Genomic DNA, 14,009 nt, shown 5'->3' with positions numbered 1-14,009 from the left:
AGCAGCGTCAGCTCCCTCGAGCGGGGGCGGAGCCGGGTCTTCATTGAATAACCGTGGAGGGGCGGCAGTCTGGGCGCGTCCAAATGCGCCAATCCTTCCGATTCAAGAGTGTGTCGCTCGCGCTATGTGCGTGGGCTTTTGTCGTGGGTCTCATCAGTTGCTCCGGAGACAACAACGAGCCCGTCCAGACGCCATGCGAGGGCGTCGCCTGTGGTCCCGGACGCTGCGAGGTCTCCGATGACCGTCCCGTCTGTGCCTGCGATCCAGGCCACCACGCCGAGGGCCTGACGTGCCTGCGCGACGGCACGCCCCCGTTCGATCCGTGCGCGCCCAACCCGTGCATGCACGCGGGCCGGGGCCAGTGCTCCAACGTGCAGGGCCAGGCCGTCTGCGCGTGCGATCCGGGCAAGGTGGAGGACGGAAGCGGGCAGTGTGTCTCGCTCGATGCCTGCGAGCCCAATCCCTGCACCGCACCGTACAAGACGAATTGCTCCGTGGTGGAGGGGCAGCCGGTCTGCGCGTGCGTGAGCGGCTACGTGCCCCAGGGCGAGGCGTGTGTGCTGTCGGTTCCGGATGACCACGGCGACACGCCGTCCGCGGCCACCCCGGTGACGCCCTCGAGCACGTCCGTTGGCGCGATCCTCCACGCGACCACGGACGTGGACGTGTTCTCGTTCGAGGCCGCCGCGGGCCATGTCTACGAGCTCGCGTGTAACACGTCGGCATTCGACTGTGACCTGGTGCTGCTGAACGCACTCGGCACGGTGGTGGCCTCGGACACCACAAACACCACGTACGCGCGGGTCCGCGTGGAGTTGAACACGCCTGGCACCTACTTCTTCCGGATCGAGCCGGGAGGCTCGACGGTGGGTGCCTACACGTACCGGCTGCAGGACCTGGGCGTGGATGACCATGGGGACACGCTGGCCACCGCCACGCCCATCACCCCGGGCACGAGCGGGGTGCCGGCGCAGTTCGAGGTGTCCAGGGACGAGGACTGGTTCTCGTTCACCGCCACGGCGGGCCGCCTCTACGACTTCACCTGCTCGACCGCGTCCATCGACTGCGACGTGTACCTGCTGGATGCCCATGGGAACGTGGTGGCGGCGGACACCACGTCCACGACCGTCACCCGGGTGCGCAGGAAGTTCACCACGGGCGGGACGTTCTCCTACCGGGTCGTGGCCAACTCGGGCTGGAACGTCTCGTACACGAGCTACACGTACCGGCTGCAGGATCTGGGCGTGGATGACCATGGGGACACGCAGGCCACCGCCACGCCCATCACCCCGAGCGCGAGCTGGGTGCCGGCACAGTTCGAGGTGTCCAGGGACGAGGATTGGTTCTCGTTCACCGCCACGGCGGGCCGCCTCTACGAATTCAGCTGCTCGACCGCGTCCATCGACTGCGACCTGTACCTGCTGGACTCCGAGGGGAAGGTGATTGTGGCGAACACCACGTCCACGTCCACGACGCGGGTGCGCTGGAGGCCCACCACCGGCGGGACGTTCTCCTACCGGGTCGTGGCCGCCAGCGGCTGGAACGTCTCGTACACGAGCTATTCGTACCAGTTGCAGGATCTGGGCGTGGATGACCACGCGGACACGTTCTCGGGGGCCACGGTGCTCACGCCAGGCACGGCGACCTCGGGCAATCTCGAGCTCTCCGGAGACGTGGACTTCTTCGAGGTGAGCCTGGCGGCCAGCACCGCCTACTCGGTGACCACGACGGGTAGCTCCACCACGCTCACCGTGTATGCCACGGACAAGACGACGGTCCTCTCCACCGGCGCCAGCCCGCGTGCCTTCACCAGCAACGCGGCGGGAGGCGCGCACTACGTCCGCGTGTCGGGCAGCACGACGGGGGCGTACACGGTCAAGGTGCAGTAGTCCCGCGGACAACGGAGACCACGGGCCGCTCCGGTTTCAACACGGACGCGGCCACGCCGCCCAAACCCATGAGGCTCACTTGCTCGGGATTCCGGTATGTCTTCGTCGGCGCCCACGCAGTGCGAACAGGCCGAATTCCGGCAGCCCATCAACGCGATGGTTCAATTGGAGCTCTGCTTGAATTCAAGCTTTCCGCTGAGGATAGCGTCCATGAGCTTGTCCACGTTGCCGTGTATGATTCAACTCCGGCTCCCCGAGGTCTTCAGCCGGAGCGCCGGAGCCGTGCCCGCGCCTACTGGGGGCTACCGCCCCCGTCCCCCACGCGTTCAGAGATGCAATCGACGGGTTGGCCAGGTGATCGGAGTCGTCTCGAAGCTAATGGTTTTACCGGGGCCTGCTCGGGATTGACAGTCAATGGGTTGGGGGGATTTACTCAGACTCTCGGAAACCTCGGAATAGGAAAGCTCCATGTTTCATTCCACAGTGGAACTTGATGACATCGCGGGTGGGAAACTTCATGTTGGCTTCGTGTGTTGTTTTGGCGAGCCGTCAGTGGAGTGGGCGTTCGTAGACGCCGAAGGCCAGCCATCAGGGCTGGGATCGATTCGGGTTTCGAGAGTCGAAGAGTTCATCGAGGCCTTGCGCCGTGCCAGCCAGCAAGCCCGCGCCAACGACCCTCGCTAGTCCCCTCGATGCCGTCGACCGAGAAGCTGCCCCAGCGCAGGGGCGCCCCTGACTTCGAGCGCCCCTGCGCCCCTCGGCTCAGAAGGCCGAGCCGTTGGCGCGCTTACCGGGCGAGGACGTGAGCGTCGAGAGCGAGTTGTGCAGCACGAACCCTACCCCCGCGCTGGCATCCGGGCTGCGGTTCATGGACACCCCATCTGCTCCGGCCAGCGAGCTGGGATAGGTGAACGTGTCGATGGTGGCGCCCGCGGCGTTCTTCACGGTGACCGTGTCGGTGGTGTTTGCCAGGTTGAGCGTCCCGGTGGAGGACGCCACCGCGTTGGTCACTCCCGACGGGATGCCCGAGGCCCCACCGAATACCACCCGGGCCGTGCCCGGAGCGAGCACGGTGCCCGCGGCGAAGGTATGGCGCACAGCGGTCTCGTCGGAGATCGTCCAGCCGCTGATGTCGATGGAGGAGCCGCCCACGTTGACCAGCTCGACGAACTCGCCCGCGGTGCTCGAGCCGGGCTCGTTGGCGAGGATCTCATTGACGAGGATGCGTCCGGACGCCGCCTGGCAGGTGAGCCCATCCCCCGTGTAGCCCGCGTTGCAGGTGCACGTGCGCGAACCGGGGAAGTTCGTGCAGGAGGCGTTCGCGCTGCAGCCGCCGTTGTTGACGAGGCACTCGTTGAGATCATCGATGACGTACTGCCTGCTCGTGGAGCCAGAGAACGTCTCGTCCGGGAGCCAGGTCTGCAGGTAGCCGGCGGCCGAGGAAGGACTGAGCCGCATGGAGGCGTAGGTGCCCGGGAGGATGCGGATCTGGAAGCGGCCATCAGAGCCCGAGGTGGGGACCAGGTAGCTGGTGCCTTCCGTGAAGTAGCCGTAGCCGGACAGCTGAACGCCCGCCACCGGCTGGCCGCTGCTGTTGAGGATGCGGCCGCTGAGCAGGATGTCCTTCACGGTCAGGTTCAGCTGGGTGCTGGTGGTGATGGAGCGCGCCTGCGCTACCAGCTGAGTGCCGGAGTAGCCGGGCACGGAGTACTGCACGACGAAGTCATAGGTGCCCGGGGCCAGAGGCACCGAGTAGTTCCCGGCCGAATCCACGCCGACGTACAGGGATTCACCGCTGGAGGTGGGCCGGGCGTAGATGGAGGCGGAGCTCACCACGGTGCCATCGGCGAACTTCACCTGTCCGCTCACGATGGCGGCGTTGGCCAGCACATAGTCCCGGGAGACCGAGGCGGAGAACGTCTCATTGGGCAGGTTGGTGACGGCATAGGAAGTGCCCGAGGGAGGATTGAGCCGCATGGAGGCGTAGGCGCCCGGGAGGATGCGGATCTGGAAGCGGCCATCAGAGCCCGAGGTGGGGACCAGGTAACTGGTGCCTTCCGTGAAGTAGCCGTAGCCGGACAGCTGAACGCCCGCCACCGGCTGGCCGCTGCTGTTGAGGATGCGGCCGCTGAACAGGATGTCCTTCACGGTCAGGTTCAGCTGGGTGCTGGTGGTGATGGAGCGCGCCTGCGCTACCAGCTGAGTGCCGGAGTAGCCGGGCACGGAGTACTGCACGACGAAGTCATAGGTGCCCGGGGCCAGAGGCACCGAGTAGTTCCCGGCCGAATCCACGCCGACGTACAGGGATTCACTGCTGGAGGTGAGCCGGGCGTAGATGGAGGCGGAGCTCACCACGGTGCCATCGGCGAACTTCACCTGTCCGCTCACGATGGCGGCGTTGGCCAGCACATAGTCCCGGGAGACCGAGGCGGAGAACGTCTGATCGGGCAGGGGGGTGACGGCATAGGGAGTGCCCGAGGGAGGACTGAGCCGCATGGAGGCGTAGGCGCCCGGGAGGATGCGGATCTGGAAGCGGCCATCAGAGCCCGAGGTGGGGGTCAGGTAGCTGGTGCCTTCCGTGAAGTAGCCGTAGCCGGACAGCATGACGCCCGCCACCGGCTGGCCGCTGCTGTTGAGGATGCGGCCGCTGAGCAGGATGTCCTTCACGGTCAGGTTCAGCTGGGTGCTGGTGGTGATGGAGCGCGCCTGCGCTACCAGCTGAGTGCCGGAGTAGCCGGGCACGGAGTACTGCACGAGGAGGTCATAGGTGCCCGGAGGCAGGTACATCGAGTAGTTCCCGGCCGCATCCGCGCTGGCGGACAGGGAGTTATCGCTGGAGGTGGGCCGGGCGTAGATGGAGGCGGAGCTCACCACGGTGCCATCCGCGAAGCGCACCTGCCCACTGATGACCACCTGCTCCGCCCAGGCGGAACCTGGCAGCACCAGCAGGGCCAGGGCGATGAGCAAGAGCTGGAGGGGAGAAGCGGAGGCGTTCGGGCTTCGATGTGTCAGCGAGGGGAAATGATGTTTCAAGGCGGGGACTCCATCTTCCTGACGGGAAAGGACAGGAGGCAGAAAGCAGCCCATCAATACCGGAACAGTCTGACAGACACGCTTGATGGGTCTGGTTGGCACCTCCACCCAGCAGCCTCACTTTCCGGCAGGAGCCGTACGAAGTGTCCGACACCCTTCCTGTGGCGCCGCTGACGCTTCGACGCCGCCGTCGTGCACGTTGCCGCCGCCTCCGTTCCAAATCGCCACGCCCTTCACCGCGAGTGCGCCCTTCTTCGGCGCGATGTCGAGCACGTTGTCGAAGTACCGCCATGAGCTCTTCCAGGCATTGAGCCCCGTCGGCGTCGCGGACCTCTTCACCTCGAAACTCACCGCCGGCAGCCACCCCACGGTCGGAGGGGCCTTCTTCGGCTGGAACCACGCGCACACGAAGGCCTGGTAGCGGTGGGCCACGACGACGGACTTGCCTGGGCCCATCAGATCCACCACGGCCCCCAGCGACCTTGTACCCGCAAGGGGGGGCGGCGGTAGCGCACCCGAGTGCACAGCGCGGTATATGTGCCCATCCCCCTTGGTGCTGAGGTAGCGTTGGCGCCATGTCCAATGGCTTCATCTGGTCCAGCGCTGACGAACCGCACGCCGCGCGGCGGCGCGAGATGCTTCGCACTCATCCCGAGATCAAGGAACTCTACGGCCCGTGCTCGCGCACGAAGTACGTCTGCACGCTGCTCGTCGGGCTGCAGCTCTCGCTCGCCTTCCTGCTGCGTGACGCGCCCTGGTGGCTGATTGTTCTGGTCGCCTATGCGGTGGGCGGAGTGATCAACCAGGCGCTACTCCTGGCCATTCACGAGCTCTCTCACAATCTCGCGTTTCGCAAGCCCTGGCACAATCGCGTGTTCGGCGTCTTCATCAATCTGCCCGTGGGTGTGCCGGTCTCGGAAACGTTTCGCTACTACCACCTGCGCCATCACACCCATCAGGGTGACGAGCGGCTCGACACGGATCTACCGACGGAGTTCGAGGCGCGCTTGCTGCGCAATCGCGCAAGCAAACTGCTCTGGCTCTCTTGCCAAGGCTTTGCCTACGCGCTCCGCCCGCTGTTCGTGGATCCAAAGAAGCCGGGAGCTTCCGAGATCGCGAACCTGCTCGTGCAGGTCGCGTTCAACGTGGCCGTGTTCCATTTCTGGGGCGGCAAAGCGCTTGCCTATCTGCCAATCAGCTCACTGATCGTCATGGGGCTCCATCCGATTGCCGGACACTACATCTCGGAGCACTACGTCTTCCGCGAAGGGCAGGAGACCTACTCGTACTACGGGCCGCTCAACGTGCTCGCGTTCAATGTCGGCTACCACAACGAGCACCACGACTTCCCCTACGTTCCTGGCTCGCGCCTGCCGAAGCTACGAGCGATGGCGCCGGAATTCTACGACGGCCTCCTGTCGCACCAATCGTGGACGGCGACGCTTTGGAACTTCGTCATGAGCCCCAGCCTGGGCGGTTACAGCCGCATCAAGCGGCGCGTGGAGCGGCGGCGAGACTAGCGCCCCTCCTATAACGCGAAGCGGGCGCAGGTGACGGCGGCGCACCTGGTGGAGCGGGTGCTGCCGCACGTGCCTTATCGACAGTGGACGCTGTCCTTTCCGCACCGGGTGCGGTGGGTACTCCTCAAGGACGCGCGGCTGGAACTGTGAAGGCTCTGGTCCCTGGCTCGACCACTACAACTACGCTCGACCCCACACCGCATGCGGCGGCCAGCCACCCATCAGCCGACTGTCACCAACCTGCTGACCGAGTACACCTGGCGTGTATGGCATGTCTTCAAATAGCTCAGGAACGATGCCTGCAGCCCGGTGACGTGTGTCTCGTGTAACAACGCGCTCGAAACATCCTGCGATCGTCCCTTGCCGTGCAGCTCTTCCACGACCGAGAGCACGTTGCGCGCCATTGTTCGATAGATCGGAATACCCCCTAGAAGTTCAGACTCATTCAGCGTGACGTGCAACTTCGGAGCCGCTGAGTCCACACTGCGCTCAGGCAGGGCCTCGACTAGCTTGAACACCTGGCTGTCCGCACTCGCGACTCCGGGGGTGCCCGCACCAAAGGTCGCGAACGGGGCTGCCGCCCGCAGCCATGCATAGAGGGCGAAAAGACCTCCGTAGGAGTAGCCGAAGAGGCCATGCCCGGACTCGCTGACACGCAACCGCGATTGCAACTGAGGGTGGAGCTCGGCAGTCAGGAAGTCGAGGAAGATGTCCGCGTGAGTGTCCGCTAGATTCGCGAGGTAGGCGTCCGCCTGCTCCTGAGTCATCGCACCCGTGTCGCGAGCCGACGTGACTGTGGCCACCATCTCGTCGCTGACAGGCTCCCCCGGCGGCACCAGATCGCGGTTGCGAAGCTGTGCCCAGGCCGCGGCCTCCTCACCGGCGTAACCGATGCTGACTTGAATGTACGGGGCGATCGTCAAATATGGGTCTGCCTGGGTGACGATGAGGGGTGCGGTGAGGCCAACGGTCCAGTTGCCGTCTACCACGTAGATCAGCGGCAGGGGATCTGTGGAGTCCGCATAACCGGGGGGGGTGGTCACCCAGACGCCGTAACGGTGCCCCGACCGTGCTGTGATCTCAAAGTACTCCGTGTCCGGCAAGCAGCCGTGCAATATCTTGCTCATCGAGCTTCCTTCTTCACAGTGCGGCCTGCCTTCACAACGAGGGCGGCCATATCTGGATCGGCGAACACCTATGCGTCTTGAAGCGGGTCTCGTTGCCAGGCGGCCATGTCTGCCTGCATCCCCACGCGGAGAATCCCGACGTACTCTACAGTGGTGAACCTGTCAACGGAGGTAAGGTGAGGTCACCGGTGGGGGAAGGGACACAGCGCTGCTGGATGCGCTGTTCGACGAGTTCGATGAGAACGGCCCGAGCCCGATCGATTTGGTCCCCCAAGGCGAGCCGCGCATCCTCTTTGGGAGTAGGCTCGGCTCACAGCGGCGGGTAACTTCTAGTGGGAGCGGCGGGAATCGAACCCGCCAAGAGTGGATCCGCCTCCACTCGGGACCAGCTCACCTTCCAACGTGGAGACTTCATGAACAAGCAGATCATCTTCAACCTGCCGGTCAGGAACCTGGACAAATCCAAGGCCTTCTTTTCCGCTCTCGGATTCAGCTTCAATCCGCACTTTTCCAACGAGAGCTCGGCGTTCATGGTCATCGTGGACGGCAGTATCAATGCCATGCTGATGACCGAAGCCTTTTTCAAGAGCTTCATCAACAAGCCCGTCGTGCAGGCGAAGGAGGCCAACGAGGTCATCATCTGCCTGAGCTGTGAGAGCCGGGAGGAAGTCGACAGCCTGATCGCCAAGGCCACCGCCGCCGGCGCCCGCATCCCGCATCCGCCGGAGGACCACGGCTTCATGTATGACCAGGGCTTCGAAGACCTCGACGGCCACCTCTGGAACCTGGTCTGGACGGCGCCGCAGGCTTGACCAGGCCGGCTGACGGTAGCGTGTGTCTATGAGTGCGATGGAGACGCGGGCGGCGGATGGGGAGGGGGTGGGCTGGGGCGTGACCCAGCGTGACAACCTCCTCTGTCTCCTTGTCCCATCTGGGTCAGAAGCACCTTGCGATCCTCTTCCTTGAGTGCAAAGAATCCGTACTCTTCGTGAGGGAGGGGACGATGACGAGTCAGGCCGCCATCCAGGTCGAGTTGCTGGGACGAGCGCGAGTGATTTCCTCAGAGCATCCCCCCAGGCATCTGGAGCGCAAGACGGCGGCGCTGGTGACCTACCTCGCCCTGGAAGGTGCGACCGAGCGGCGCCGGCTCGCGGGTCTGCTCTGGCCTGAGAGTTCCGAGGAGAAGGCCCGTGGCAACCTGCGCCAGCTCCTGCACCGGCTGAAGGGGAAGTTGGGAGGGCACGGTATCGAAGGCGACGACCCCGTGTGGTTGTGCGACGGGCTGAGCGTCGACGCCGTCCTGCTCCGCGAGGTCATCCTGGCCAGGGACTATGCACGGCTCTCGAAGTTCCATGGAGAACTGCTCGCCGGCTTCACCTTCGATGATTGCACCGAGTTGGATGAGTGGTTGAGCAAGCAGCGCATCTACTTCCATCAACTGAGGATCCGTGCCGCCGAGGAGCAGGCGCTCCAACTGGAAAAGGAGGGACGGTTCGATACCGCCATGGATGCGGCTCGGCGCCTGCTCAACCTGGATCCCGCCTCCGAGGAAGGGTGGCGGATCGTCATGCGGTTGCACCTGCATCAAGGAGACCGCTCCGCCGCCTTGATGGCCTATCGCGCTTGCCAGGATCTGCTCAAGGAATTGGGTGCCAGGCCATCACCACCCACCGAGGAGCTCGCCCGGAAGATCGAGCAGCAACCCAATCCGGTGCGAGCACCTCCCAGGACAGAGATGAGCGCGCTGCCTCTTTCCATTCTCTCTCCGCCGGAACTCATTGGCCGCGAGCGGGAATGGGCCTTCATGGAAGAGGCCTGGGCTGCCAACCGGCCAGTCTATGTCTGTGGAGAAGCTGGCATCGGAAAGACACGGCTGGTCAGTGAGTTCTGCAATGCCCAGGGCTCCTGGCTCCTGGTTCCGGCCAGACCGTCGGATCCCTCGTTTCCCTATGCCACTTGCGCGCGGATGATCCAACTGCTCCTGGAGGTCACCTCCGCCCACGGCCTGGAGCGAAGGGTTCTGCAGGATCTCTCCCGGATCAGCCCGATGCGAGGCCTCGACGGGCGTGGTCCTCCCACCACTCCCGAGGAGAAGCTGCGTCTCTCTGAATCCTTCGCGCAACTGCTCTCGCTGCTTGGCCATGAAATGGAAGCACTGGTCCTCGATGATGCGCACCATTGCGATCCGGCCAGCTTCGAGTTGTATTTGCGCGCACAGGATCTGCTGGAGCAGAAGGCTTCTCCCAGGAGACCACGCATCATCACCTGCTTCCGGAGCTTCGAACTGCCGGGCACGTTCGAGAGCCTGCTCAATCGTTATGTGGAGACGGGTCTCGCCCGGAGGCTCGTGCTGGAGTCACTCCCCCCGGGAGCGGTGGGCCCCCTCCTGGCCAGCATGGCGGTCCCGGGCCTGGAGTCACTCGCGGAGGAGATGGCGAGCTACACGGGCGGCAATCCGCTCTTCATTGTCGAGACGGTCAAGTCGCTCGTGGAGACCACGCATGTCTCGAAGCTCGCCCTGATCTATCTTCCGCCGCCGCTCCGGTTGGTGCTCATTCTCGAGCAGCTCTTCAAACGGCTCTCTCCAGATGCCTTGCGACTCGCCCGTATCATCGCCGTCGCCGGCACTGCCTTCCGGTCCAGACATGCCTCCCGCATCCTCGACCTGTCGCTCGAGCAACTCGCCACGCCCTGGAAGGAACTGGAACGGGCACGGTTGCTGAAAGGCACCTCCTTCACCAGCGGTCTGGTGCGAGGGCTCGTCATCGAAACCATGCCCCAGGATGTACGGGATGGCGTCGTCCATTGGATCCTCCGCCTCCTGCGAGACGATCGCTGACCGCCCCGTGCGCGCCAACTCGCAAGTCCGCGGAAGCATTTGAAGAGGGTGGGTTCAACCGTCCACGCCGAGTCTCGTTCTGGTTCGGGTCTCTCGTTTCAAAGCCTTTGATCCCTCCGGCGGAAATATCCGTATGACTTTCAGATCGCCCGTCGAACCTCTTGGGGAACATGGGGCGCCAGAGTGGAGAACCCCATTCGTCAATCAGTAGACTACATTGAGGAGTGGAGAAGTCACTCACAAAGGAAAACGGCGCATGACCCGAAAGACAGTCCTCGTGACTGGCGCAAACGGCTACATCGGAAACGCGGTCGCCAAGGCGTTCAGCCGCGCCGGGTGGAAGGTCTACGGCCTGGTCCGGCGCGCGGAGGCGGCCAACGATCTGGCTCGTCACGAGATCCACCCGGTCATCGGTACGCCGGAAGAGCTGTCCTTCCTGGAGCAGACCGAGGGCGCGGTGTTCGACGTGATCGTGTCGAATACCGAAGACCCCAAGAATGCGGTCGGCCATCTGGCGAAGGTTCGCACGATGATGAACACGATCGTGCGCCGGAGCGAGGACGCCGGAGTCCGTCCGCTGGTCATGTTCTCCAGTGGTTGCAAGGATTACGGCATGATGGCCGAAAAGCACGGCGATGCAGCGCTTGCCCCCCACACGGAAAACAGCCCGCTCAATCCTCCTGAGGTGCTGATTGCGCGGTGCACGCTCGGCGCGACGCTGCTCGACAAGGCTCAGACGCACTATGACGCGATCGTCCTACGCCCGACGATCGTCTATGGATTGTCATCCAGTCTCTACGGTTCGCTGTTCGATCTGGCAGCAAAGAGTGATGGTGTCCTCAGGCTCATGGCCGATCCAAACGCCGTGATGCACTCCTGCCACGTCGATGACTGCGCCGAGGCCTATGTGATGCTCGCTGAGCATCCGAACCGCAGTGAGGTTGTGGGCCAAGCCTTCAACATCTCAAACGCGCGATATGAGACGGCGCAGCAGATCGGACAGGCGCTGGCGCGCGCTTATGGGCTCACGCTGGAGTTTGCCGCGCCGGAAGACGGTTCGGGTTTGAATCTCAACTCCGTGCACGGCCTCGCCAATTTCTGGCAGTGGGTTGGCTCGGACAAAATCCGCGCCGTCATCGGCTGGAGGGAACGGCGAGCGACCTTCGCCGAGGCGATCGAAGAATACCGCCTCGCCTACGAGGCGATAGTTCCCGCCAAGAACTAACCTGCCGGCCGCACGCGTGCTGGCAGCGAGAGAACGCAGATGAAGTTCGTCGTTCCGGAGAGGGTGCGCTTGAGGAACTCGGGCCGGGTATGCGGGTGCTGGGCCCTCACCGTCCAGCTGAACCACTGGAACAGTCGCCGAGCCGGGCCCAGCAACTGTGGCAGGCACGTGAGGCCCGGCCACTCGGTACTCCTCTCCACCAGGCTCTCCTTCACCCCATGGGCCAGGACGTAGCGCAACCGGCCTACCAGCGCCTCGGCTCGTGGGTACCGCATGGCGGAGTAGCCCCGCGAGGCCCAGGAGCCGAAGAGCACCCGCCAGTCCTTGCGCGGTGCCGCGACCTCCTCGGCGGAGTGCTTGCGCACCAGGGCCGTGGCCCCGCTCGTCTCGTGCGTGGCCAGATAGAGCTCCACCTGGCTGTCATGGGACTGCTCGTCTGACACCCTTCCTGGCTCCCCATACGCCGGGTTCCAGTTGCCCATGGCCGAGTAGGGCACGGCTTGCGGGTTGGCCACCTATGTGCCACAGGAGGATGACACTCGTGAGGGAGGTCATTTCGTGAATACGCAGGGGAACCCGAGGCGGTGGCCACCACCGCCGGAAATGGAGCAGCAGGTCAATCAGGACCGCGAGCGTTTCCGCAAGTGTCTCGACTACATGCGGGAACACGCGGCAGGCGAGACCGAGGGGGTCTACGGCCCCGACAGCGTGACCTGGATGATCTATCGCGAGCCGGTGATCCTCCTCGGTGGACTGCGCGCCATCCTGCTGCAGATCGCCCATCCGGCAGTGGCCGACGGCGTCTCCCAGAACAGCAACTTCCGCAATGACCTGCTCGGCCGTGCGCGACGCACCTATACGGCCATGTACCAGCTCAAGTTTGGTGGCCTCCGCGAGGCGACGGGCGCCGCGAAGCGGATCCACAGCCTGCACAGCCGCGTCCACGGCTCACTCGCGGATGGCGCCGGACCCTATCGCGCGAACGATCCTTCCTTGCTGCGCTGGGTGCACGCCACCCTCATCGATACCGCCATGCTGATCTTCGACACCTTCGTGCGGCCGCTCAGCATCGAGGAGAAGCGCCGCTATTATCAGGAGACGCTGCGTGCCGCGGCGTACTTCGGGATCCTGCCGGAGCAGCTGCCACCCACGCTCGAGGACTTCTATGCGTGGTATGACGGAGAGCTGGCGGGGGAGCGGCTGCGCGTGGGAGACACGGCGCTCGAGCTGGCGGGCCTGCTCTTCAATTCGCCGTTCACGCGGGGACAGGTCGATGAGGTGCTCACCGCTGGACTCCTGCCGGAGCGCTGGCGCGAGGCGTACGGGCTGGCGTGGGGTCGGAAGGAACAGCTCGCGTGGAAGCTGCTGAAGGGCTCGATGCGCCGGGGAATCAACCTCACCCCGCCCGAGCTTCGCTCCGTCACGGCCTGGCATCAGGCCCAGATGCGGGTGGCCCTGGCTCGAGGAGAGCGGCCGACGGTCATGGCCCGGGTGCTGAACACCATCGACTCCTACGTCGACGTGCCGTTCAGCATCCGGCCGGTCGCGCCGAAGGCCCCTGCGGACAAGGATTGAGATTGGAGGCCTCCTGGCAGGAGCGCCGGGAGGGAGAAGAGGCCTCGACACGCGAGCGAACTCGCCTCGAGTCAACAAGCGCAACTGGAGGCCTTTGCCACGGCCGTGCGTGAGGGGCACGACGCGCTCGACTCCGAGGGCAGGCAGCGGCTCGTGCGCCTGCTCATCGAGCGCGTCGTGGTGACGGGAGAGCATGTCACCATCGAGCACGCGGTCCCCCTCTCCGGCCGGCTTTGTCGTTTGCGGAAAAACGACGAAGTCGAACGTCTTCCTCAGGAGTTCCGCGAAAGTCCACTCGCGGCGTCCTCTCCTTCTGCGGCTCCTTCCTGGCCGCTGCCTCGAACGCCACGCTCGCCTCCTCCTCACCTGCTTGGGGGACCAGAAATGGCCGCAGGTGTGCGCCTGGAGCGAAGACGCCGTGAAACCTCGTGAGGTTTGCCCGAGGCGGAGGCACCAGGGACGCCACACGCCGTAAAAATTCCAGCCCGGTGAAGAGCAGGTGCGTGGTGCCGTCCGGCAGCGGGCGCTTCATTCGGGAGGCGATGCGGCCGTCCTCCGCCCGACGCAAGGTGACGGCCGAGCCCGTCATCGGGCAGGTGAAGAATGGGACGCTGCCGCGCTTCTCTCTGCGGGGTCTGCACAAGGTAAGCGGAGAATTCTCCCTGGCGTGCGCAGTGCACAACCTCAAGAAGCTGTGGCGAAGGGCAGGGAGTTGCCCGTGCTGGTAGCGCAGCCCGCCTGACGGGTGGGGCCCCGCGCCCGTCGAGCCGCGGAGACAGGCACCTCCTGGTGCCTGCTACG

The 14,009-nt window shown here is 64.7% G+C and carries 13 protein-coding genes; 8 read left to right on the top strand and 5 right to left on the bottom strand.

The window, feature by feature from the left end:
• The first annotated feature begins 143 nt into the window (after positions 1-143).
• A complete protein-coding gene (locus F0U63_RS27075; protein ID WP_395833893.1) occupies positions 144-1,889 on the top strand; it encodes a PPC domain-containing protein in 1,746 nt (581 codons plus the stop codon).
• 468 nt (positions 1,890-2,357) lie between these two features.
• Positions 2,358-2,573: a hypothetical protein gene (locus F0U63_RS27070; RefSeq protein ID WP_395833891.1), complete on the top strand. Its 216-nt coding sequence runs from the start codon at positions 2,358-2,360 to the stop codon at positions 2,571-2,573.
• Positions 2,574-2,651: 78 nt separating this feature from the next.
• Here F0U63_RS27070 and F0U63_RS27065 read toward each other — a convergent pair whose 3' ends face one another.
• Positions 2,652-4,922, bottom strand: a complete 2,271-nt coding sequence (locus F0U63_RS27065) for a carboxypeptidase regulatory-like domain-containing protein (RefSeq protein ID WP_395833889.1) — start codon at positions 4,920-4,922, stop codon at positions 2,652-2,654.
• A 117-nt stretch (positions 4,923-5,039) separates the two neighbouring features.
• Positions 5,040-5,387, bottom strand: a complete 348-nt coding sequence (locus tag F0U63_RS27060) for a hypothetical protein (RefSeq protein WP_395833887.1) — start codon at positions 5,385-5,387, stop codon at positions 5,040-5,042.
• Positions 5,388-5,497: 110 nt separating this feature from the next.
• Here F0U63_RS27060 and F0U63_RS27055 point away from each other — a divergent pair, with 110 nt between their 5' ends.
• Positions 5,498-6,442: a fatty acid desaturase gene (locus tag F0U63_RS27055; RefSeq protein ID WP_395833885.1), complete on the top strand. Its 945-nt coding sequence runs from the start codon at positions 5,498-5,500 to the stop codon at positions 6,440-6,442.
• A 221-nt stretch (positions 6,443-6,663) separates the two neighbouring features.
• Here F0U63_RS27055 and F0U63_RS27050 read toward each other — a convergent pair whose 3' ends face one another.
• Positions 6,664-7,569 (bottom strand): alpha/beta hydrolase, encoded by a 906-nt coding sequence (locus F0U63_RS27050; RefSeq protein WP_395833883.1) that lies wholly within the window; start codon positions 7,567-7,569, stop codon positions 6,664-6,666.
• 413 nt (positions 7,570-7,982) lie between these two features.
• Between F0U63_RS27050 and F0U63_RS27045 the strand changes: the two genes are divergently transcribed.
• The 3 genes from F0U63_RS27045 to F0U63_RS27035 all read left to right on the top strand — a co-directional run bounded on the left by F0U63_RS27045 (position 7,983) and on the right by F0U63_RS27035 (position 11,633).
• A complete protein-coding gene (locus F0U63_RS27045; protein ID WP_395833881.1) occupies positions 7,983-8,381 on the top strand; it encodes a VOC family protein in 399 nt (132 codons plus the stop codon).
• Positions 8,382-8,572: 191 nt separating this feature from the next.
• Entirely contained in the window at positions 8,573-10,408 is a 1,836-nt protein-coding gene (locus F0U63_RS27040; protein WP_395833879.1) for an AAA family ATPase, read from the top strand.
• A gap of 256 nt (positions 10,409-10,664) precedes the next feature.
• Positions 10,665-11,633, top strand: a complete 969-nt coding sequence (locus tag F0U63_RS27035) for an NAD-dependent epimerase/dehydratase family protein (protein WP_395833877.1) — start codon at positions 10,665-10,667, stop codon at positions 11,631-11,633.
• Here F0U63_RS27035 and F0U63_RS27030 read toward each other — a convergent pair.
• Positions 11,630-12,148, bottom strand: coding sequence for a hypothetical protein (locus tag F0U63_RS27030; RefSeq protein WP_395848554.1), 519 nt, complete (start codon positions 12,146-12,148; stop codon positions 11,630-11,632). The genes F0U63_RS27035 and F0U63_RS27030 overlap by 4 nt on opposite strands.
• 43 nt (positions 12,149-12,191) lie before the next feature.
• On the opposite strand from F0U63_RS27030, the gene F0U63_RS27025 reads away from it, so the two are divergent.
• Positions 12,192-13,208, top strand: coding sequence for an oxygenase MpaB family protein (locus tag F0U63_RS27025; protein ID WP_395833875.1), 1,017 nt, complete (start codon positions 12,192-12,194; stop codon positions 13,206-13,208).
• Between the two features lie 196 nt (positions 13,209-13,404).
• On the opposite strand, the gene F0U63_RS27020 is transcribed toward F0U63_RS27025, so the two are convergent.
• Complete coding sequence (locus F0U63_RS27020; RefSeq protein ID WP_395833873.1) at positions 13,405-13,797, bottom strand: transposase; 393 nt, start codon at positions 13,795-13,797, stop codon at positions 13,405-13,407.
• Between F0U63_RS27020 and F0U63_RS27015 the strand changes: the two genes are divergently transcribed.
• Positions 13,751-13,936, top strand: coding sequence for a transposase (locus F0U63_RS27015; RefSeq protein WP_395833871.1), 186 nt, complete (start codon positions 13,751-13,753; stop codon positions 13,934-13,936). The genes F0U63_RS27020 and F0U63_RS27015 overlap by 47 nt on opposite strands.
• Positions 13,937-14,009: the final 73 nt, after the last annotated feature.

The sequence above is a fragment of the Cystobacter fuscus genome (assembly GCF_044360685.1).
GTDB lineage: Bacteria > Myxococcota > Myxococcia > Myxococcales > Myxococcaceae > Cystobacter > Cystobacter fuscus_C.
Note: the sequence above shows the minus strand (reverse complement) of the source record. Positions and strands in the feature narration are given on the sequence as shown.

Coding starts and splice junctions, on each gene's coding strand:
- F0U63_RS27050 (WP_395833883.1), bottom strand. CDS start 7,569: ATGAGCAAGATATTGCACGGCTGCTTGCCGGACACGGAGTACTTTGAG.
- F0U63_RS27055 (WP_395833885.1), top strand. CDS start 5,498: ATGTCCAATGGCTTCATCTGGTCCAGCGCTGACGAACCGCACGCCGCG.
- F0U63_RS27015 (WP_395833871.1), top strand. CDS start 13,751: ATGCGGCCGTCCTCCGCCCGACGCAAGGTGACGGCCGAGCCCGTCATC.
- F0U63_RS27040 (WP_395833879.1), top strand. CDS start 8,573: ATGACGAGTCAGGCCGCCATCCAGGTCGAGTTGCTGGGACGAGCGCGA.
- F0U63_RS27070 (WP_395833891.1), top strand. CDS start 2,358: ATGTTTCATTCCACAGTGGAACTTGATGACATCGCGGGTGGGAAACTT.
- F0U63_RS27035 (WP_395833877.1), top strand. CDS start 10,665: ATGACCCGAAAGACAGTCCTCGTGACTGGCGCAAACGGCTACATCGGA.
- F0U63_RS27020 (WP_395833873.1), bottom strand. CDS start 13,797: ATGACGGGCTCGGCCGTCACCTTGCGTCGGGCGGAGGACGGCCGCATC.
- F0U63_RS27045 (WP_395833881.1), top strand. CDS start 7,983: ATGAACAAGCAGATCATCTTCAACCTGCCGGTCAGGAACCTGGACAAA.